Origin of the sequence: Streptomyces litmocidini (genome assembly GCF_014649755.1) — a bacterium.
GTDB classification, from domain to species: Bacteria; Actinomycetota; Actinomycetes; order Streptomycetales; family Streptomycetaceae; genus Streptomyces; species Streptomyces litmocidini.
In genome coordinates this window covers 92,716-111,304 of sequence record NZ_BMTQ01000006.1, presented here as the reverse complement: position 1 = coordinate 111,304, position 18,589 = coordinate 92,716, and the positions used below count along the sequence as shown (strand labels likewise).

Genomic DNA, 18,589 nt, shown 5'->3' with positions numbered 1-18,589 from the left:
GCGTAGAGGGAGCGCGACACGCCCGACCGCGTGGGTCGGAGGAAACCGCGAACGCACCGGGTTCCAGAGCGTTAACGAGACAAAGGACTACTAGTAGCCATGGCGGGACAGAAGATCCGCATCCGGCTCAAGGCCTACGACCACGAGGTCATCGACTCCTCGGCGAAGAAGATCGTCGAGACGGTGACCCGCACTGGTGCGTCGGTCGCGGGCCCGGTGCCGCTGCCCACTGAGAAGAACGTGTACTGCGTCATCAAGTCGCCGCACAAGTACAAGGACTCGCGCGAGCACTTCGAGATGCGCACGCACAAGCGCCTCATCGACATCCTCGACCCCACGCCGAAGACGGTTGACTCGCTCATGCGCCTCGACCTGCCGGCGGGCGTCGACATCGAGATCAAGCTCTGAGGTGACGCGCGAGATGGCTAAGAACATCAAGGGCATCCTGGGCGAGAAGCTCGGCATGACGCAGGTCTGGGACGAGAACAACCGGGTCGTCCCGGTGACCGTCGTCAAGGCCGGTCCGAATGTCGTGACCCAGGTCCGTACGAACGACGTCGACGGCTACGAGTCGGTCCAGATCGCCTTCGGCGAGATCGACCCGCGCAAGGTGAACAAGCCCCTCAAGGGTCACTTCGCCAAGGCCGACGTCACCCCGCGCCGCCACCTGGTGGAGCTCCGCACCGCTGACGCCTCCGAGTACACGCTCGGCCAGGAGATCACCGCCGAGGTCTTCGAGGCCGGCGTGAAGGTCGACGTCACCGGCAAGAGCAAGGGCAAGGGCTTCGCCGGTGCGATGAAGCGCCACAACTTCCGTGGTGGCAAGGCCTCGCACGGTGCCCACCGCGTGCACCGCAAGCCCGGTTCGATCGGTGGCTGCGCCACCCCGGGCCGTGTCTTCAAGGGCATGCGCATGGCCGGTCGCATGGGCAACGAGCGTGTGACCACCCAGAACCTGACCGTCCACGCCGTTGACGCCGAGAAGGGTCTGCTGCTCATCAAGGGCGCCGTCCCCGGCCCCAACGGTGGCCTCGTCCTGGTCCGCACCGCGGCCAAGGGGGTTTGAGGAACCGATGAGCACCATTGACATCCTTTCGCCGTCTGGCGACAAGGCCGGGACCGTCGAGCTCCCCGAGGAGATCTTCGGCGCCAAGGTCAGCGTCCCGCTGATCCACCAGGTCGTCGTCGCGCAGCTGGCCGCGGCCCGTCAGGGCACGCACAAGACCAAGACCCGTGGCGAAGTCCGCGGTGGTGGCAAGAAGCCTTACCGCCAGAAGGGCACCGGCCGCGCCCGTCAGGGCTCGACCCGCGCCCCGCAGTTCGCCGGTGGTGGCGTCGTGCACGGTCCCGTGCCGCGTGACTACTCGCAGCGGACCCCGAAGAAGATGAAGGCCGCCGCCCTCCGCGGTGCCCTGTCGGACCGGGCGAACCACTCCCGCATCCACGTCGTCACCGGCGTGGTCGAGGGTGAGATCTCCACCAAGGCCGCCAAGACGCTGTTCGGCAAGATCTCGGAGCGCAAGAACCTGCTCCTGGTCGCCGAGCGCTCCGACGAGGCCGCGTGGCTGTCCGCCCGCAACCTGCCCCAGGTGCACATCCTGGAGCCGGGCCAGCTCAACACGTACGACGTGATCGTCTCCGACGACGTGGTCTTCACCCAGGCCGCCCTCGAGTCCTTCGTGTCTGGCCCCCAGACCGCTGAGACCGAAGGGAGCGACGCCTGATGACTGAGGCCGTCGTCACCAGCAAGACCTTCTCGGACCCGCGCGACATTCTCGTCAAGCCGGTCGTCTCGGAGAAGAGCTACGCCCTGCTGGACGAGAACAAGTACACGTTCATCGTCGCGCCTGGCTCCAACAAGACCCAGATCAAGCAGGCCGTCGAGGCGGTCTTCTCGGTCAAGGTCACCGGGGTCAACACGATCAACCGCCAGGGCAAGCGCAAGCGCACCAAGGCCGGTTTCGGCAAGCGCAAGGACACCAAGCGCGCCATCGTGACCCTTGCCGAGGGCAACCGTATCGACATCTTCGGCGGTCCGACCGCCTAACGGCGGTCTGGATCGTCCGGAATCGGACGAGGACTGAGAAATGGGAATCCGCAAGTACAAGCCGACTACGCCGGGCCGCCGTGGCTCCTCCGTAGCCGACTTCGTCGAGATCACGCGGTCCACGCCGGAGAAGTCGCTGGTCCGCCCCCTGCACAGCAAGGGCGGCCGTAACAACACCGGTCGTGTGACCGTCCGTCACCAGGGCGGTGGCCACAAGCGCGCCTACCGTGTGATCGACTTCCGTCGTCACGACAAGGACGGCGTGCCGGCCAAGGTCGCTCACATCGAGTACGACCCCAACCGCACCGCGCGCATCGCGCTCCTCCACTACGTGGACGGCGAGAAGCGCTACATCATCGCCCCCAAGGGTCTGACCCAGGGCGACCGCGTCGAGAACGGCCCGGGCGCGGACATCAAGCCCGGCAACAACCTGGCGCTCCGCAACATCCCGGTCGGTACCACGATCCACGCGATCGAGCTCCGTCCCGGTGGCGGCGCCAAGTTCGCCCGCTCGGCCGGTGCCTCCGTGCAGCTGCTGGCGAAGGAGGGCACGATGGCCCACCTCCGCATGCCGTCCGGTGAGATCCGTCTCGTCGACGCCCGCTGCCGCGCCACCATCGGCGAGGTCGGCAACGCCGAGCAGTCGAACATCAACTGGGGCAAGGCCGGCCGCAAGCGCTGGCTGGGCGTTCGCCCGACCGTCCGCGGTGTGGCGATGAACCCGGTCGACCACCCGCACGGTGGTGGTGAGGGCAAGACCTCCGGTGGTCGCCACCCGGTCTCCCCGTGGGGTCAGAAGGAGGGTCGTACTCGTTCGCCGAAGAAGGCTTCGAACAAGTACATCGTCCGCCGCCGCAAGACGAACAAGAAGCGCTAGGAGCGGGTTTAGATGCCGCGCAGTCTCAAGAAGGGACCCTTCGTCGACGGCCACCTCGTCAAGAAGGTGGACGCCCAGAACGAAGCCGGTACCAAGAACGTCATCAAGACCTGGTCCCGTCGCTCGATGATCATCCCGGCCATGCTCGGCCACACGATCGCGGTGCACAACGGCAAGACCCACATTCCGGTGTTTGTCACCGAGTCGATGGTCGGCCACAAGCTCGGCGAGTTCTCGCCGACGCGCACCTTCCGGGGTCACGTGAAGGACGACCGGAAGTCGAAGCGCCGCTAACAGCGGGGTGGAATGACCATGACAGACACTGGAAGGACAACCATGGAAGCCAGGGCCCAGGCGCGGTACATCCGCGTCACGCCCATGAAGGCCCGCCGCGTGGTGGACCTTATCCGTGGCATGGACGCCACGGAGGCTCAGGCGGTCCTGCGTTTCGCCCCGCAGGCCGCGAGCGTGCCGGTTGGCAAGGTGCTGGACAGCGCCATCGCCAACGCCGCGCACAACTACGACCACAGTGACGCCTCTTCGCTGTACATCAGCGAGGCGTACGTGGATGAGGGCCCGACCCTGAAGCGGTTCCGTCCGCGTGCCCAGGGCCGCGCCTACCGGATCCGTAAGCGGACCAGCCACATCACCGTGGTCGTCAGCAGCAAGGAAGGAACCCGGTAATGGGCCAGAAGGTTAACCCGCATGGGTTCCGACTCGGCATCACCACGGACTTCAAGTCCCGCTGGTACGCCGACAAGCTGTACAAGGACTACGTCAAGGAAGACGTCGCCATCCGTCGGATGATGACGTCCGGCATGGAGCGCGCCGGCATCTCGAAGGTCGAGATCGAGCGCACCCGTGACCGCGTGCGTGTGGACATCCACACCGCCCGTCCGGGCATCGTCATCGGCCGCCGTGGCGCCGAGGCCGACCGCATCCGCGGCGACCTCGAGAAGCTCACGGGCAAGCAGGTCCAGCTGAACATCCTCGAGGTCAAGAACCCCGAGATGGACGCCCAGCTGGTCGCCCAGGCCGTTGCCGAGCAGCTCTCCTCCCGCGTCTCCTTCCGTCGTGCCATGCGCAAGAGCATGCAGGGCACGATGAAGGCCGGCGCCAAGGGCATCAAGATCCAGTGCGGCGGTCGTCTCGGCGGCGCCGAGATGTCCCGCTCGGAGTTCTACCGCGAGGGCCGCGTGCCCCTGCACACGCTCCGCGCGAACGTCGACTACGGCTTCTTCGAGGCCAAGACGACCTTCGGCCGCATCGGCGTGAAGGTCTGGATCTACAAGGGCGACGTCAAGAACATCGCCGAGGTCCGCGCCGAGAACGCCGCCGCCCGTGCGGGCAACCGCCCGGCCCGTGGCGCCGGCGCCGGCGACCGCCCCGCCGGCCGTGGTGGCCGTGGTGGCGAGCGTGGCGGCCGCGGCCGCAAGCCGCAGCAGTCGGCTCCGGCCGCCGAGGCCCCCAAGGCCGAGGCTGCCGCCGCTGCTCCGGCTGAGAGCACCGGAACGGAGGCCTGACCGACATGCTGATCCCCCGTAGGGTCAAGCACCGCAAGCAGCACCACCCGAAGCGCTCCGGCGCCAGCAAGGGTGGTACGCAGGTCGCGTTCGGCGAGTACGGCATTCAGGCCCTCACGCCGGCGTACGTGACCAACCGCCAGATCGAGGCGGCTCGTATCGCGATGACCCGCCACATCAAGCGTGGCGGCAAGGTCTGGATCAACATCTACCCGGACCGCCCGCTGACGAAGAAGCCCGCCGAGACCCGCATGGGTTCCGGTAAGGGTTCTCCGGAGTGGTGGATCGCGAACGTCAAGCCGGGTCGGGTGATGTTCGAACTGTCCTACCCGAACGAGAAGATCGCGCGCGAGGCCCTGACCCGTGCGGCCCACAAGCTGCCGATGAAGTGCAAGATCGTGAAGCGCGAAGCAGGTGAGCTGTGATGTCGGCCGGTACCAAGGCGTCCGAGCTGCGCGAGCTGGGCAACGAGGAGCTTCTCAACAAGCTCCGCGAGGCCAAGGAAGAGCTGTTCAACCTCCGCTTCCAGGCGGCGACGGGCCAGCTCGAGAACCACGGTCGGCTCAAGTCCGTCCGTAAGGACATCGCCCGGATCTACACCCTGATGCGTGAGCGCGAGCTGGGCATCGAGACGGTGGAGAACGCCTGATGAGCGAGAACAACGTGACTGAGAAGACCGAGCGCAACGCCCGCAAGGTCCGTGAGGGCCTCGTCGTCAGCGACAAGATGGACAAGACCGTCGTCGTCGCTGTCGAGGACCGCGTCAAGCACGCGCTGTACGGCAAGGTCATCCGCCGTACGAACAAGCTCAAGGCTCACGACGAGCAGAACGCTGCCGGCATCGGCGACCGCGTCCTCCTGATGGAGACCCGGAAGCTGTCCGCCACGAAGCACTGGCGCGTCGTCGAGATCCTCGAGAAGGCCAAGTAAGGAATTTCCCGCAAGGGAAATCCAAAGTTCAGCCTGAGGGGTTTCCCTCAGGTCAGTTCCGCCAGGCTCGGCAGGGGCACCCCGGTGCCCCTGCCGGGAACCGGCAGACAATCAGGAGATAGACGTGATCCAGCAGGAGTCGCGACTGCGTGTCGCCGACAACACTGGTGCCAAGGAGATCCTTTGCATCCGTGTTCTCGGTGGCTCGGGTCGCCGCTACGCGGGCATCGGTGACGTCATCGTCGCCACCGTCAAGGACGCGATCCCCGGTGGCAACGTGAAGAAGGGTGACGTCGTCAAGGCGGTCATCGTTCGCACCGTCAAGGAGCGCCGCCGCCAGGACGGCTCGTACATCCGCTTCGACGAGAACGCCGCCGTCATTCTCAAGAACGACGGCGACCCTCGTGGCACCCGTATCTTCGGCCCGGTCGGCCGTGAGCTGCGCGAGAAGAAGTTCATGAAGATCATCTCGCTCGCGCCGGAGGTGCTGTAAGCATGAAGATCAAGAAGGGCGACCTGGTCCAGGTCATCACCGGTAAGGACAAGGGCAAGCAGGGCAAGGTCATCACGGCCTTCCCCCGCGAGAACCGCGTCCTGGTCGAGGGTGTCAACCGGGTCAAGAAGCACACCAAGGCCGGCCCCTCGCAGGCCGGTGGCATCGTCACGACCGAGGCTCCGGTCCACGTCTCCAACGTCCAGCTGGTCGTGGAGAAGGACGGCAAGAAGGTCGTCACGCGTGTCGGTTACCGCTTCGACGACGAGGGCAACAAGATCCGCGTTGCCAAGCGGACGGGTGAGGACATCTGATGGCTACCACCACTCCGCGTCTCAAGACGAAGTACCGCGAGGAGATCGCGGGCAAGCTGCGTGACGAGTTCAAGTACGAGAACGTCATGCAGATCCCCGGCCTCGTCAAGATCGTGGTCAACATGGGTGTCGGCGACGCCGCCCGTGACTCGAAGCTGATCGACGGTGCGATCCGCGATCTCACCACGATCACCGGTCAGAAGCCGGCCGTCACCAAGGCCCGCAAGTCCATCGCGCAGTTCAAGCTGCGCGAGGGTCAGCCGATCGGTGCCCACGTCACGCTCCGTGGCGACCGCATGTGGGAGTTCCTGGACCGCACCCTGTCGCTCGCGCTCCCGCGCATCCGCGACTTCCGCGGCCTGTCCCCCAAGCAGTTCGACGGCCGTGGCAACTACACCTTCGGTCTCACGGAGCAGGTCATGTTCCACGAGATCGACCAGGACAAGATCGACCGTGTCCGGGGTATGGACATCACCGTGGTGACCACGGCGACCAACGACGACGAGGGCCGTGCCCTTCTGCGTCACCTCGGCTTCCCGTTCAAGGAGGCGTAAGCGAGATGGCGAAGAAGGCTCTCATCGCGAAGGCTGCCCGCAAGCCCAAGTTCGGCGTGCGCGGCTACACGCGCTGCCAGCGCTGTGGTCGTCCCCACTCCGTGTACCGCAAGTTCGGCCTGTGCCGCGTGTGCCTCCGTGAGATGGCTCACCGTGGCGAGCTGCCGGGCGTGACCAAGAGCTCCTGGTAATCCCCTAGTTGGGATGACCGGAGTCTCTCGGTAAGCATTGGGTCGGCGGAGGCCCACCCCCGCATGCCTTAGGCTTGTGGGGTTGGGCGTCCGCCGCCCGTACGACTTACTACGCCGTAGGTCCCCGCGCCGCACCCGTCCCGCCCCTGTGTGGGGAGAGGGATGGCGCACTGGAAACCCCGGCGAGAGAGGCCGAAGGCCAATTCATGACCATGACTGATCCGATCGCGGACATGCTGACTCGTCTGCGTAACGCGAACTCGGCATACCACGACTCCGTGACGATGCCGCACAGCAAGATCAAGTCTCACATCGCGGAAATCCTCCAGCAGGAGGGCTTCATCACGGGCTGGAAGGTCGAGGACGCCGAGGTCGGCAAGAACCTCGTTCTCGACCTGAAGTTCGGTCCGAACCGTGAGCGCTCCATCGCGGGCATCAAGCGGATCTCGAAGCCGGGCCTCCGGGTTTACGCGAAGTCCACCAACCTGCCGAAGGTCCTCGGCGGCCTGGGCGTGGCGATCATCTCCACGTCCCACGGTCTCCTGACCGGTCAGCAGGCGCAGAAGAAGGGCGTGGGTGGGGAAGTCCTCGCCTACGTCTGGTAGTCGGGAACGGAGGAATAGCTAATGTCGCGTATTGGCAAGCTCCCCATCACGGTTCCCGCCGGCGTGGACGTCACCATCGAGGGCCGCACGGTCACGGTCAAGGGTTCCAAGGGCACCCTGACCCACACCGTCGCCGCGCCGATCGAGATCGTTAAGGGCGAGGATGGCGTGCTCAACGTCAACCGTCCGAACGACGAGCGTCAGAACAAGGCCCTGCACGGCCTGTCCCGCACGCTGGTGGCCAACATGATCACCGGTGTGACCCAGGGGTACGTGAAGGCGCTCGAGATCAGCGGTGTCGGTTACCGCGTGGCCGCGAAGGGCTCCGGTCTGGAGTTCCAGCTCGGCTACAGCCACCCGATCGTGGTCGAGGCGCCCGAGGGCATCTCGTTCAAGGTCGAGTCGCCGACCAAGTTCTCGGTCGAGGGCATCGACAAGCAGAAGGTCGGCGAGGTCGCCGCCAACATCCGCAAGCTTCGCAAGCCCGACCCCTACAAGGCCAAGGGCGTGAAGTACGCGGGCGAGGTCATCCGCCGCAAGGTCGGAAAGGCTGGTAAGTAAGCCATGGCATACGGTGTGAAGATCGCCAAGGGCGACGCCTACAAGGGCGCCGCCAAGAAGCGCCGCCACATCCGCATCCGCAAGAACGTGTCGGGTACGGCGGAGCGTCCGCGCCTCGTCGTGACGCGTTCCAACCGCGGTATCACCGCTCAGGTCATCGACGACCTCAAGGGTCACACCCTTGCGTCGGCGTCGACCCTGGACGCGTCGATCCGCGGCGGCGAGGGTGACAAGTCCGCGCAGGCCAAGCAGGTCGGCGCCCTGGTCGCCGAGCGCGCCAAGGCCGCCGGCGTCGAGGCTGTCGTGTTCGACCGTGGTGGCAACAGGTACGCCGGGCGCATTGCCGCTCTGGCTGACGCCGCCCGCGAAGCCGGGCTGAAGTTCTAAGCCCCGGTTCCGGGACTAACGGACGTAACAGAGAGAGGTAATCCAATGGCTGGACCCCAGCGCCGCGGAAGCGGTGCCGGTGGCGGCGAGCGGCGGGACCGGAAGGGCCGCGACGGTGGCGCTGCCGCCGAGAAGACCGCGTACGTTGAGCGCGTTGTCGCGATCAACCGCGTCGCCAAGGTTGTCAAGGGTGGTCGTCGCTTCAGCTTCACCGCGCTCGTCGTGGTGGGTGACGGTGACGGCACCGTAGGTGTCGGTTACGGCAAGGCCAAGGAAGTTCCCGCGGCCATCGCCAAGGGCGTCGAGGAAGCCAAGAAGAACTTCTTCAAGGTTCCCCGCATCCAGGGCACCATCCCGCACCCGATCCAGGGCGAGAAGGCGGCCGGCGTTGTCCTGCTGAAGCCTGCTTCCCCCGGTACCGGTGTTATCGCCGGTGGCCCGGTGCGCGCCGTCCTGGAGTGCGCCGGCGTTCACGACATCCTGTCGAAGTCGCTCGGCTCCGACAACGCGATCAACATCGTGCACGCGACCGTGGAGGCCCTGAAGGGCCTGCAGCGTCCCGAGGAGATCGCGGCTCGCCGTGGTCTGCCCCTCGAGGACGTCGCTCCCGCGGCTCTGCTCCGTGCGCGTGCTGGGGCGGGTGTGTGATGGCTCGCCTCAAGGTCACGCAGACGAAGTCGTACATCGGCAGCAAGCAGAACCACCGCGACACCCTCCGTTCCCTGGGCCTCAAGCGCCTGGGTGACGTGGTTGTCAAGGAGGACCGCCCCGAGTTCCGCGGCATGGTGCACACCGTCCGCCACCTCGTGACGGTCGAGGAGGTTGACTGACATGGCGGAGAACAACCCGCTGAAGGCCCACAACCTCCGTCCCGCCCCGGGCGCCAAGACCGCCAAGACCCGTGTGGGTCGTGGTGAGGCGTCGAAGGGTAAGACGGCCGGTCGTGGTACGAAGGGTACGAAGGCCCGTTACCAGGTTCCGGAGCGCTTCGAGGGTGGGCAGATGCCCCTCCACATGCGTCTTCCGAAGCTGAAGGGCTTCAAGAACCCCTTCCGCACCGAGTACCAGGTCGTGAACCTGGACAAGCTGGCCGAGCTCTACCCGCAGGGTGGCGAGGTCACGGTGGCCGATCTGGTCGCCAAGGGTGCCGTTCGCAAGAACCAGCTCGTCAAGGTCCTGGGCCAGGGCGAGGTCTCCGTGGCGCTGCAGGTGACGGTCGACGCCGTCTCCGGCTCCGCCAAGGAGAAGATCGCCGCCGCCGGCGGCACGGTCACCGAGCTCGTCTGAGCCTCGGTCGGCAGCTGAAGAAGCCCGGCCGGTTCCCCCTCGGGGGAGCCGGCCGGGCTTCTTTTCGTACGCCGGGGGACCGGGCCGCGGACGGGGCGGGCCCGCGGGCCCCGTCGTCGGACGGGCCTGGCGGACGGGTCGGACCGCCGTCGACGGCCGCGGGGAGTCCTCGGTCCGGGGCGCCCCGGTGGAGGGACGGCGGACCGTCGGCCGCTCCGGTGGGCGGCGTCCCCACGGGGGTTCCCCCGGAAGTGGTAAAGGCGGGCGCCGGGGCGTCCCGCCCGGTCGGTCGGGAACCGGCTCGGCCGGCCTTCCGGGGCGGGACGCGCCGCCGGGACGGCTCCTGGTCGGAACGGACGTCCGGCCGCGGTCGCACGCCCGGGACCGGGGAGCCCCTTCCCACCGGGGAGGCCTCCCAAAAGGTGCATCCTCGGTTGGTCGTTCCTAGGGGGGCATGGTCGCCGGTAAGGTGGCGTTCACTGTCTAAACTCCGTGCGGTATGCCCGCACGGGAGCGAAGACCGATAACCAATCGTCGAACCTCAAGACCGTCACCCTTGACGCATAGCGCGGGGGTCGCAGGAGGCACCGTGCTCACCGCGTTCGCCCGGGCGTTCAAGACGCCCGACCTGCGCAAGAAGCTGCTCTTCACGCTCGGCATCATCGTGCTGTACCGCCTGGGGGCCCACATCCCGGTCCCCGGCGTCAGCTACGAGGCCGTCCAGCAGTGTGTCAAGCAGGCCAGCGAGGGCAACAACAGCCTGTTCGGCCTGGTCAACATGTTCAGTGGCGGAGCGCTGCTGCAGATCACCATCTTCGCGCTCGGCATCATGCCGTACATCACGGCGAGCATCATCCTGCAGCTGCTGACCGTCGTGATCCCGCGCCTCGAAGCCCTCAAGAAGGAGGGTCAGGCCGGCACTGCCAAGATCACGCAGTACACCCGGTACCTGACCGTGGCCCTCGCCATCCTCCAGGGCACCGGTCTCGTCGCGACCGCCAAGAGCGGTGCGCTCTTCAGCGGCTGCATCGTCGCCGACCAGGTCGTGCCCGACCAGTCGATCTTCACCATCGCCACGATGGTCATCACCATGACCGCGGGCACCGGCGTCGTCATGTGGCTCGGCGAGCTGATCACGGACCGCGGCATCGGCAACGGCATGTCGATCCTGATGTTCATCTCGATCGCGGCCGGCTTCCCCGGCGCCCTGTGGGCCATCAAGAAGAGCGGCAAGCTCGCCCAGGGCTGGATCGAGTTCGGCGTCGTCATCCTCATCGGCTTCGTGATGGTGGCCCTCGTGGTCTTCGTCGAGCAGGCCCAGCGCCGCATCCCGGTCCAGTACGCGAAGCGCATGATCGGCCGCAGGTCGTACGGCGGTACGTCCACTTACATCCCTTTGAAGGTGAACCAGGCCGGTGTGATTCCTGTCATCTTCGCGTCGTCGCTGCTCTACATCCCGGCCTTGATCGCGCAGTTCTCGAACAGCACCGCGGGCTGGAAGACCTGGATCGAAGCCCACTTCGTCAAGGGTGACCACCCCTACTACATCGCCGCCTACTTCCTCCTGATCGTGTTCTTCGCCTTCTTCTACGTGGCGATCTCGTTCAACCCCGAGGAAGTTGCGGACAACATGAAGAAGTATGGTGGCTTCATCCCGGGTATCCGGGCTGGTCGACCTACTGCCGAGTATCTGAGCTACGTGCTCAACCGGATCACTTGGCCGGGCTCGCTGTACTTGGGTCTGATCGCTCTTGTGCCGACGATGGCGTTGGCAGGCTTCGGTGGGGCCAATTCCAACTTCCCCTTCGGCGGGACGAGCATCCTCATCATCGTGGGTGTGGGGCTGGAGACCGTGAAGCAGATCGAGAGCCAGCTCCAGCAGCGCAATTACGAAGGGTTCCTCCGCTGATGCGAATCGTCCTCGTCGGACCGCCCGGTGCGGGCAAGGGCACGCAGGCCGCGTACCTCGCCAAGAACCTGGGCATCCCGCACATCTCTACGGGCGACCTGTTCCGTGCCAACATCTCGCAGGGCACGCCGCTGGGCGTAGAGGCGCAGTCGTACATGAAGGCCGGCCAGCTCGTGCCGGACTCCGTGACGATCGGGATGGCCGAGGACCGCATGCGCCAGGCGGACGCCGAGGGCGGCTTCCTGCTCGACGGGTTCCCGCGGAACGTGGCCCAGGCCCAGGCTCTGGACGCGTTCCTCAAGGCCGACGGCATCGAGCTGGACGCGGTCCTGGACCTCGAGGTCCCCGAGGACGAGGTCGTGAAGCGGATCGCGGGTCGCCGCATCTGCCGCAAGGACTCCTCGCACGTGTTCCACGTGACGTACAACGCTCCGAAGACCGAGGGCGTCTGCGACGTCTGCGGCGGCGAGCTGTACCAGCGCGACGACGACACGGAGGAGACCGTCCGCAAGCGCCTGTCGGTCTACCACACGGAGACCGAGCCGATCATCGACTACTACCGGGCGCAGAACCTGGTCGAGACGATCTCGGCGCTCGGCAAGGTGGACGAGGTCACCGCCAAGGCGATGGCCGCGCTCAAGAAGTAACCCCCGGTTCGTTCGATACGGCCGCGGTGCCCCTCGGGGGCGTCGCGGCCGTATCGTTGTTCTGTTCCCCGTACTCGATGGAAAGGCCGCGGCCACGATGGTGCAGATCAAGACCCCCGAGCAGATCGCGAAGATGCGCGAGGCGGGGCTGGTCGTCGCCGCCATCCACGCGGCGACCCGGGAGGCGGCCGTGCCGGGCGCCACGACGAAGGACCTCGACGAGGTCGCGCGGAAGGTCATCGCCGACCACGGGGCGAAGTCGAACTTCCTCGGGTACGGCGGCTTCCCCGCGACGATCTGCACCTCGGTGAACGAGGTCGTCGTCCACGGCATCCCCGACGAGAAGACCGTCCTCAAGGACGGCGACATCATCTCGATCGACTGCGGCGCGATCGTGGACGGCTGGCACGGCGACGCGGCGTACACCGCCTTCGTCGGCACCGGTCACGCCCCGGAGCTGATCGAGCTCTCCCGGGTGACCGAGGAGTCGATGTGGGCGGGCATCGCGGCGATGAGGCCCGGCAACCGGCTGGTGGACATCTCCCGGGCGATCGAGACGTACATCAAGCGGCAGCCGCGGCCGGCCGTGGGCGACCACAGCCTGGGCCGCTACGGCATCATCGAGGACTACGGCGGCCACGGCATCGGCACCGAGATGCACATGGACCCGCACCTGCTGAACTACGTCTCCCGCAAGCGCGGCAAGGGCCCGAAGCTGGTCCCCGGCCTCTGCCTGGCGATCGAGCCGATGGTCTCCCTGGGCACCCCGCACACGGAGGTCCTGGAGGACGACTGGACGGTCATCACGACCGACGGCACCTGGTCCTCCCACTGGGAGCACTCCATCGCCCTGACGGAGGAGGGCCCGCTGGTCCTCACGGCGGTGGACGGCGGCAAGGCGAAGCTCGCCGAGCTGGGCGTGACGGCGGCGCCGGACCCGTTGGCGTAGGGGTCCGGCCGGCCGCGCCGGGAGCACGACGGCGGCAGGAATAGGGATCTTCCACCGTGGGCAGACTTCTCGATTCGTTTTTTCCTGGGGCCTGACGTAGACTGATGCGTCGGCTCTCGTGTACCCGTGTGCCTGCACACGGCGGCGAGAGTCGATCAAGGTAGCCGATTCGAAAGGCGAAGCGTGGCCAAGAAGCAAGGTGCCATCGAAATCGAGGGCACCGTGATCGAGTCCCTCCCGAACGCCATGTTCAAGGTGGAGCTCCAGAACGGTCACAAGGTCCTCGCGCACATCTCCGGCAAGATGCGGATGCACTACATCCGAATCCTCCCGGACGACCGGGTCGTCGTGGAGCTCTCTCCCTACGACCTGACGCGTGGCCGGATCGTCTACCGGTACAAGTAGATCTTGCCCGCACCCGCCTTCCGCGCGGGTGGTGGCACTGACCCGGAGAACCTCACATCCCATGAAGGTCAAGCCGAGCGTCAAGAAGATCTGCGACAAGTGCAAGGTGATCCGCCGTCACGGCCGGGTCATGGTCATCTGCGACAACCTGCGCCACAAGCAGCGCCAGGGCTGACGCACGCCGACCGACCTGCAACTTCGCAGTTCTTCGCGCGACGCATAGCAACACGTACATACGCAGAGCCCGTCGGGCCGTGTCCGCACGGTTGACGGCACCTCCGGCGGGGGCCGGGGACCCGACCTGTACCTCATACGGCAGCCGGGAACGGTTCTGCAGCAGACCCCCGAGAACACAGGAGCCATTGAATGGCACGCGTTTCCGGTGTTGACATCCCGCGCGAAAAGCGTGTGGTGGTCGCACTCACCTACGTCTTCGGCATCGGGCGCACCCGGTCCGAGGAGATTCTCGCCGCGACCGGCGTGAACCCGTCCACCCGTGTCCGCGACCTTGCCGAGGAAGACCTCGTCAAGATCCGCGAGTACGTGGACGCCAACCTCCAGACCGAGGGTGACCTCCGCCGCGAGATCGCCGCCGACATCCGCCGCAAGGTCGAGATCGGCTGCTACCAGGGCCTGCGTCACCGTCGTGGCCTGCCCGTCCGCGGTCAGCGCACCAGCACGAACGCCCGTACCCGCAAGGGCCCGCGTCGCGCCATCGCCGGCAAGAAGAAGCCGGGCAAGAAGTAGTCCTCAGCGGACGCTTACCAAGCGGTCTTCGCTGTAGGACCGACCACCTCCCGTAGGAGTTATAGATGCCCCCCAAGGGTCGTCAGGGTGCCGCCAAGAAGGTGCGCCGCAAGGAAAAGAAGAACGTCGCTCACGGCCACGCGCACATCAAGAGCACGTTCAACAACACGATCGTCTCGATCACGGACCCCTCGGGCAACGTGATCTCCTGGGCCTCCGCCGGCCACGTCGGCTTCAAGGGCTCGCGCAAGTCCACCCCCTTCGCCGCGCAGATGGCCGCCGAGTCGGCCGCCCGCCGCGCGCAGGAGCACGGCATGCGCAAGGTCGACGTCTTCGTCAAGGGTCCCGGCTCCGGCCGTGAGACCGCGATCCGCTCCCTCCAGGCCACGGGCCTCGAGGTCGGTTCGATCCAGGACGTCACCCCCACGCCGCACAACGGCTGCCGTCCCCCCAAGCGCCGCCGCGTCTGACGCACGGGCTGCTTGAGCAGGACCTTTCGGGCGGTGCGTCCCCTTGTGGGGCGTACCGCCCGTACCCTTGCAGTACGCGCAGTAGAACCATCGGGCCGCCGCCCGGTGTCTGTCGGGCGTCAAATAGTGGGCGTCCACGACTGAAGGAAACACAGACATGCTTATCGCTCAGCGTCCGTCGCTGACCGAAGAGGTCGTCGACGAGTTCCGCTCCCGGTTCGTCATCGAGCCGCTGGAGCCGGGCTTCGGCTACACCCTCGGCAACTCCCTCCGCCGTACCCTCCTCTCCTCGATCCCGGGTGCCGCCGTCACCAGCATCCGCATCGACGGCGTCCTGCACGAGTTCACCACCGTGCCGGGCGTCAAGGAGGACGTCACCGACCTCATCCTGAACATCAAGCAGCTGGTCGTCTCCTCGGAGCACGACGAGCCGGTCGTGATGTACCTGCGCAAGCAGGGCCCGGGTCTGGTCACCGCCGCCGACATCGCGCCCCCGGCCGGTGTCGAGGTGCACAACCCCGACCTCGTTCTGGCGACCCTGAACGCCAAGGGCAAGCTGGAGATGGAGCTGACCGTCGAGCGCGGTCGCGGCTACGTCTCCGCCGTCCAGAACAAGCAGGTCGGCCAGGAGATCGGCCGCATCCCGGTCGACTCGATCTACTCGCCGGTCCTCAAGGTCACCTACAAGGTCGAGGCGACCCGAGTCGAGCAGCGCACCGACTTCGACAAGCTCATCGTCGACGTCGAGACCAAGCAGGCCATGCGCCCGCGCGACGCCATGGCGTCCGCCGGCAAGACCCTGGTCGAACTGTTCGGTCTGGCGCGCGAGCTCAACATCGACGCCGAGGGCATCGACATGGGCCCGTCCCCGACGGACGCCGCCCTGGCCGCCGACCTGGCGCTGCCGATCGAGGAGCTCGAGCTCACCGTTCGTTCGTACAACTGCCTCAAGCGCGAGGGCATCCACTCCGTGGGTGAGCTCGTCGCCCGCTCCGAGGCCGACCTGCTCGACATCCGCAACTTCGGTGCGAAGTCGATCGACGAGGTCAAGGCGAAGCTGGCCGGCATGGGCCTCGCGCTCAAGGACAGCCCGCCCGGATTCGACCCGACCGCCGCCGCCGACGCCTTCGGCGCCGACGACGACGCGGACGCCGGTTTCGTCGAGACCGAGCAGTACTAGTCGCAGTCTTGCTGCGGACCGGTTCCGGCCGGTCGCGCAGTTCCCCGCGCCCCTTTCCGGGGCGCGGGGTCTCCGACGGGTGACCGCCCGCTCGGACACTGACACCGGTACCTCATACGGCCGGTGCAGATCACAAGGAGAAACACCATGCCGCGTCCCGCGAAGGGTGCCCGCCTCGGCGGTTCCGCCGCGCACGAGAAGCTGCTCCTCGCCAACCTGGCGAAGTCGCTCTTCGAGCACGGCCGCATCACCACGACCGAGGCCAAGGCCCGTCGCCTGCGTCCGGTCGCCGAGCGCCTGATCACCAAGGCGAAGAAGGGCGACATCCACAACCGTCGCCTGGTGCTGCAGTCGATCACGGACAAGGGCGTCGTCCACACGCTCTTCACCGAGATCGCCCCGCGCTACTCGGAGCGCCCGGGTGGCTACACCCGCATCACCAAGATCGGCAACCGTCGTGGCGACAACGCCCCGATGGCCGTGATCGAGCTGGTCGAGGGCGAGATCGCCAAGAAGGCGACCGTCGCCGAGGCCGAGGCCGCCACCAAGCGCGCCGTCAAGGAGGCCGACGAGGCCGCCGCCGTCGAGGCGACCGAGGACGAGGCGAAGGACGCGTAAGCGTTCTGCCCACGTTTCTCGTGAGCGGGCCCGTACCCCCTGGGGTGCGGGCCCGTTCCCGTGCGTCCGGCGCGCGTTTGAGAGGATCTCCGGGTGAGCGATGACGTGCAGGACGGTTTCGTACGGGTTCGGCTGGACCTCTCGTACGACGGCAAGGACTTCTCCGGGTGGGCCAAGCAGGCCCAGGGGCAGCGGACCGTGCAGGGAGAGATCGAGGACGCCCTGCGGACCGTGACCCGGTCCGGGGAGACCTACGAGCTGACCGTCGCCGGCCGGACCGACGCCGGCGTGCACGCGCGCGGCCAGGTCGCCCATGTCGACCTGCCCGCGGAGGTGTGGGCCGAGCACCGCGACAAGCTGCTCCGGCGGCTCGCGGGACGGCTCTCCCACGATGTGCGGGTGTGGCGCGTGGAAGAGGCCCCCGCGGGCTTCAACGCCCGGTTCTCCGCCGTCTGGCGCCGCTACGCCTACCGCGTCACCGACAACCCCGGCGGCGTCGACCCGCTGCTCCGCGGGCACGTGCTGTGGCACGACTGGGCCCTCGACGTGGACGCCATGAACGAGGCCGCCACCGCGCTCGTCGGCGAGCACGACTTCGCGGCGTACTGCAAGAAGCGCGAGGGCGCCACCACCATCCGCACGCTCCAGGTGCTGCGCTGGGAGCGGCGCGAGGACGGGATCCTGGAGGCGACCGTCAAGGCGGACGCCTTCTGCCACAACATGGTCCGCTCGCTCGTCGGCGCCCTGCTCTTCGTCGGCGACGGCCACCGGCCGGTCGACTGGCCCGGCAAGGTGCTCGCCGCCGGGGTCCGCGACTCGGCCGTGCACGTCGTGCGGCCGCACGGCCTCACCCTCGAAGAGGTCGGCTACCCGGAGGACGCCCTGCTGGCCGCCCGCAGCCGGGAGGCCCGCAACAGGCGGTCACTCCCCGGGAGTGCCGGCTGCTGCTGAGGCCTGGGCGCGGCCCCGGGCGTAGATCTGGTTGAAGGCGAAGGTGCCGAGGTCGTCGCTGGCCCGGAAGACGGGCGCGTCGGCCTTGGTGACCTTCTTGCCGTCGGCGAAGCCGCCCTGGGTGAAGTACGCGTACCGGCCGATCGCGTTCGAGCGGCGCAGGCAGACCGTGGCGTGGCAGAAATCACCCACGCCCGCCCCCGTCAGGGGCGCGACGCCACCGGTGGCCTGGTCCTTCGCCTTCTGGGCCGCCGCCTCGGACGGGAAGACGGCGACGCCGACGGTGATCGCCACGCCGTCCTTCACGTAGGTCGCGCGGAGCATCCGCTGGCAGCCGTTCCGCTGCAGGACGCCGCCGAGGCCGCCCTGCGTGACGGCCGCGCAGTTCGTCGTGGCGGAGGTCGCGCCCTTCTTGTACGCGCGGCCGTTCATGCTCATCTTCCTGCCCGGGAAGAGGCCCTCGGCGGTGAGCGGGGCCCTGTCCTTCTTCGGGTCCGAGATGTAGTCCTTCGGGTTCGGCGGGGGCGGCGGCGCCACCGACGAGAAGGTCGGCTCGGGGGTCGGCGCGTCGGTGGGGGAGACCGTGCCGGTGGACACCGGGCCGTTCTTGGCCTCGTCGTTCTTCTTGTTGGTGCTCACGACGGCGGTCGCCACGATCGCGCCCACGGCCACCGTGGCCAGGACCCCGCCGGCGATCAGCAGGAGGCGCTTGCGTCGGCCCCGCGAGGCCGAGGCGTCGGCCAGGGCGCCCCAGTCGGGGGTGTCACCGCTGCCCTGCGCGCCGGGGAACGGGTCCGGCTGCCGGGGCGGCGGATACCCGTAGCCCGACTGCTGCCCGTCTCCCTGCCGCGGCGGGTACCCGTACCCGGGCTGCTGTCCGTACCCCTGCTGCCCCTGTTGCTGCGGCTCCTGCGGCCACTGCGGTCCCCCAAAGCTCATGCCGC

General features: G+C 67.4%; 32 protein-coding genes. 31 read left to right on the top strand and 1 reads right to left on the bottom strand.

Annotated features, from left to right (window positions below; genetic code table 11):
- Positions 1-99 precede the first annotated feature (99 nt).
- From rpsJ to truA, 31 genes are all read left to right on the top strand, one after another.
- Positions 100-408: a 30S ribosomal protein S10 gene (gene rpsJ / locus IE180_RS15520; protein WP_003948644.1), complete on the top strand. Its 309-nt coding sequence runs from the start codon at positions 100-102 to the stop codon at positions 406-408.
- Between the two features lie 13 nt (positions 409-421).
- On the top strand, positions 422-1,066 hold the full coding sequence (gene rplC / locus IE180_RS15515) for a 50S ribosomal protein L3 (RefSeq protein ID WP_030687820.1): 645 nt from the start codon (positions 422-424) through the stop codon (positions 1,064-1,066).
- Between the two features lie 7 nt (positions 1,067-1,073).
- Positions 1,074-1,724, top strand: coding sequence for a 50S ribosomal protein L4 (gene rplD / locus IE180_RS15510; protein WP_123454675.1), 651 nt, complete (start codon positions 1,074-1,076; stop codon positions 1,722-1,724).
- Positions 1,724-2,047 carry a 50S ribosomal protein L23 gene (gene rplW / locus IE180_RS15505; RefSeq protein WP_024755407.1) on the top strand — a complete coding sequence of 108 codons (324 nt, stop codon included), beginning with the start codon at positions 1,724-1,726 and terminating at the stop codon, positions 2,045-2,047. Before rplD ends, rplW begins: the two co-directional genes overlap by 1 nt.
- Before the next feature lie 40 nt (positions 2,048-2,087).
- Positions 2,088-2,924 (top strand): 50S ribosomal protein L2, encoded by an 837-nt coding sequence (gene rplB, locus IE180_RS15500; protein ID WP_030208986.1) that lies wholly within the window; start codon positions 2,088-2,090, stop codon positions 2,922-2,924.
- 12 nt (positions 2,925-2,936) lie between these two features.
- Complete coding sequence (gene rpsS, locus IE180_RS15495) at positions 2,937-3,218, top strand: 30S ribosomal protein S19 (protein ID WP_015035577.1); 282 nt, start codon at positions 2,937-2,939, stop codon at positions 3,216-3,218.
- A gap of 42 nt (positions 3,219-3,260) precedes the next feature.
- Positions 3,261-3,608: a 50S ribosomal protein L22 gene (gene rplV / locus IE180_RS15490; protein ID WP_030208989.1), complete on the top strand. Its 348-nt coding sequence runs from the start codon at positions 3,261-3,263 to the stop codon at positions 3,606-3,608.
- Positions 3,608-4,447, top strand: coding sequence for a 30S ribosomal protein S3 (gene rpsC, locus IE180_RS15485; protein WP_015035579.1), 840 nt, complete (start codon positions 3,608-3,610; stop codon positions 4,445-4,447). The genes rplV and rpsC overlap by 1 nt, the downstream gene beginning before the upstream one ends.
- A gap of 5 nt (positions 4,448-4,452) precedes the next feature.
- Positions 4,453-4,872, top strand: a complete 420-nt coding sequence (gene rplP / locus IE180_RS15480) for a 50S ribosomal protein L16 (protein WP_017239579.1) — start codon at positions 4,453-4,455, stop codon at positions 4,870-4,872.
- On the top strand, positions 4,872-5,096 hold the full coding sequence (rpmC, locus tag IE180_RS15475) for a 50S ribosomal protein L29 (protein WP_017239580.1): 225 nt from the start codon (positions 4,872-4,874) through the stop codon (positions 5,094-5,096). The genes rplP and rpmC overlap by 1 nt, the downstream gene beginning before the upstream one ends.
- Entirely contained in the window at positions 5,096-5,377 is a 282-nt protein-coding gene (gene rpsQ, locus IE180_RS15470) for a 30S ribosomal protein S17 (RefSeq protein WP_123454679.1), read from the top strand. The genes rpmC and rpsQ overlap by 1 nt, the downstream gene beginning before the upstream one ends.
- Before the next feature lie 124 nt (positions 5,378-5,501).
- Positions 5,502-5,870 carry a 50S ribosomal protein L14 gene (gene rplN, locus IE180_RS15465; protein WP_003956455.1) on the top strand — a complete coding sequence of 123 codons (369 nt, stop codon included), beginning with the start codon at positions 5,502-5,504 and terminating at the stop codon, positions 5,868-5,870.
- Between the two features lie 2 nt (positions 5,871-5,872).
- Complete coding sequence (gene rplX / locus IE180_RS15460) at positions 5,873-6,184, top strand: 50S ribosomal protein L24 (RefSeq protein ID WP_015035583.1); 312 nt, start codon at positions 5,873-5,875, stop codon at positions 6,182-6,184.
- The gene (gene rplE / locus IE180_RS15455; RefSeq protein ID WP_123454681.1) at positions 6,181-6,738 is read left to right on the top strand and encodes a 50S ribosomal protein L5; all 558 of its coding nucleotides are present in this window, start codon (positions 6,181-6,183) and stop codon (positions 6,736-6,738) included. Before rplX ends, rplE begins: the two co-directional genes overlap by 4 nt.
- Positions 6,739-6,743: 5 nt before the next feature.
- Positions 6,744-6,929, top strand: a complete 186-nt coding sequence (locus IE180_RS15450; protein ID WP_003948630.1) for a type Z 30S ribosomal protein S14 — start codon at positions 6,744-6,746, stop codon at positions 6,927-6,929.
- A 206-nt stretch (positions 6,930-7,135) separates the two neighbouring features.
- A complete protein-coding gene (rpsH, locus tag IE180_RS15445; protein WP_041130779.1) occupies positions 7,136-7,534 on the top strand; it encodes a 30S ribosomal protein S8 in 399 nt (132 codons plus the stop codon).
- Between the two features lie 21 nt (positions 7,535-7,555).
- Positions 7,556-8,095 (top strand): 50S ribosomal protein L6, encoded by a 540-nt coding sequence (gene rplF, locus IE180_RS15440; RefSeq protein WP_190157451.1) that lies wholly within the window; start codon positions 7,556-7,558, stop codon positions 8,093-8,095.
- 3 nt (positions 8,096-8,098) lie between these two features.
- Positions 8,099-8,482: a 50S ribosomal protein L18 gene (rplR, locus tag IE180_RS15435; protein ID WP_030687809.1), complete on the top strand. Its 384-nt coding sequence runs from the start codon at positions 8,099-8,101 to the stop codon at positions 8,480-8,482.
- A gap of 45 nt (positions 8,483-8,527) precedes the next feature.
- Positions 8,528-9,130 carry a 30S ribosomal protein S5 gene (rpsE, locus tag IE180_RS15430; RefSeq protein WP_007265914.1) on the top strand — a complete coding sequence of 201 codons (603 nt, stop codon included), beginning with the start codon at positions 8,528-8,530 and terminating at the stop codon, positions 9,128-9,130.
- Positions 9,130-9,312 (top strand): 50S ribosomal protein L30, encoded by a 183-nt coding sequence (gene rpmD / locus IE180_RS15425; RefSeq protein ID WP_041130781.1) that lies wholly within the window; start codon positions 9,130-9,132, stop codon positions 9,310-9,312. Before rpsE ends, rpmD begins: the two co-directional genes overlap by 1 nt.
- Position 9,313: 1 nt before the next feature.
- Complete coding sequence (gene rplO / locus IE180_RS15420) at positions 9,314-9,769, top strand: 50S ribosomal protein L15 (protein WP_190157450.1); 456 nt, start codon at positions 9,314-9,316, stop codon at positions 9,767-9,769.
- A 589-nt stretch (positions 9,770-10,358) separates the two neighbouring features.
- Entirely contained in the window at positions 10,359-11,678 is a 1,320-nt protein-coding gene (gene secY / locus IE180_RS15415; protein WP_123454685.1) for a preprotein translocase subunit SecY, read from the top strand.
- Positions 11,678-12,325 (top strand): adenylate kinase, encoded by a 648-nt coding sequence (locus tag IE180_RS15410; RefSeq protein ID WP_190157449.1) that lies wholly within the window; start codon positions 11,678-11,680, stop codon positions 12,323-12,325. The genes secY and IE180_RS15410 overlap by 1 nt, the downstream gene beginning before the upstream one ends.
- A gap of 97 nt (positions 12,326-12,422) precedes the next feature.
- On the top strand, positions 12,423-13,274 hold the full coding sequence (gene map, locus IE180_RS15405) for a type I methionyl aminopeptidase (protein WP_190157448.1): 852 nt from the start codon (positions 12,423-12,425) through the stop codon (positions 13,272-13,274).
- Positions 13,275-13,457: 183 nt separating this feature from the next.
- The gene (gene infA / locus IE180_RS15400; RefSeq protein WP_003956442.1) at positions 13,458-13,679 is read left to right on the top strand and encodes a translation initiation factor IF-1; all 222 of its coding nucleotides are present in this window, start codon (positions 13,458-13,460) and stop codon (positions 13,677-13,679) included.
- A 61-nt stretch (positions 13,680-13,740) separates the two neighbouring features.
- Positions 13,741-13,854 (top strand): 50S ribosomal protein L36, encoded by a 114-nt coding sequence (gene rpmJ, locus IE180_RS15395; protein WP_003956441.1) that lies wholly within the window; start codon positions 13,741-13,743, stop codon positions 13,852-13,854.
- 191 nt (positions 13,855-14,045) lie between these two features.
- A complete protein-coding gene (rpsM, locus tag IE180_RS15390; RefSeq protein WP_015035595.1) occupies positions 14,046-14,426 on the top strand; it encodes a 30S ribosomal protein S13 in 381 nt (126 codons plus the stop codon).
- Between the two features lie 65 nt (positions 14,427-14,491).
- On the top strand, positions 14,492-14,896 hold the full coding sequence (gene rpsK / locus IE180_RS15385) for a 30S ribosomal protein S11 (RefSeq protein ID WP_003956432.1): 405 nt from the start codon (positions 14,492-14,494) through the stop codon (positions 14,894-14,896).
- Positions 14,897-15,053: 157 nt separating this feature from the next.
- The gene (locus IE180_RS15380; RefSeq protein WP_004946635.1) at positions 15,054-16,076 is read left to right on the top strand and encodes a DNA-directed RNA polymerase subunit alpha; all 1,023 of its coding nucleotides are present in this window, start codon (positions 15,054-15,056) and stop codon (positions 16,074-16,076) included.
- A 147-nt stretch (positions 16,077-16,223) separates the two neighbouring features.
- Positions 16,224-16,694: a 50S ribosomal protein L17 gene (rplQ, locus tag IE180_RS15375; protein WP_123454693.1), complete on the top strand. Its 471-nt coding sequence runs from the start codon at positions 16,224-16,226 to the stop codon at positions 16,692-16,694.
- A 93-nt stretch (positions 16,695-16,787) separates the two neighbouring features.
- Entirely contained in the window at positions 16,788-17,645 is an 858-nt protein-coding gene (gene truA, locus IE180_RS15370) for a tRNA pseudouridine(38-40) synthase TruA (RefSeq protein ID WP_190157447.1), read from the top strand.
- On the opposite strand, the gene IE180_RS15365 is transcribed toward truA, so the two are convergent.
- Positions 17,616-18,584 (bottom strand): hypothetical protein, encoded by a 969-nt coding sequence (locus IE180_RS15365; RefSeq protein WP_190157446.1) that lies wholly within the window; start codon positions 18,582-18,584, stop codon positions 17,616-17,618. The genes truA and IE180_RS15365 overlap by 30 nt on opposite strands.
- Positions 18,585-18,589: the final 5 nt, after the last annotated feature.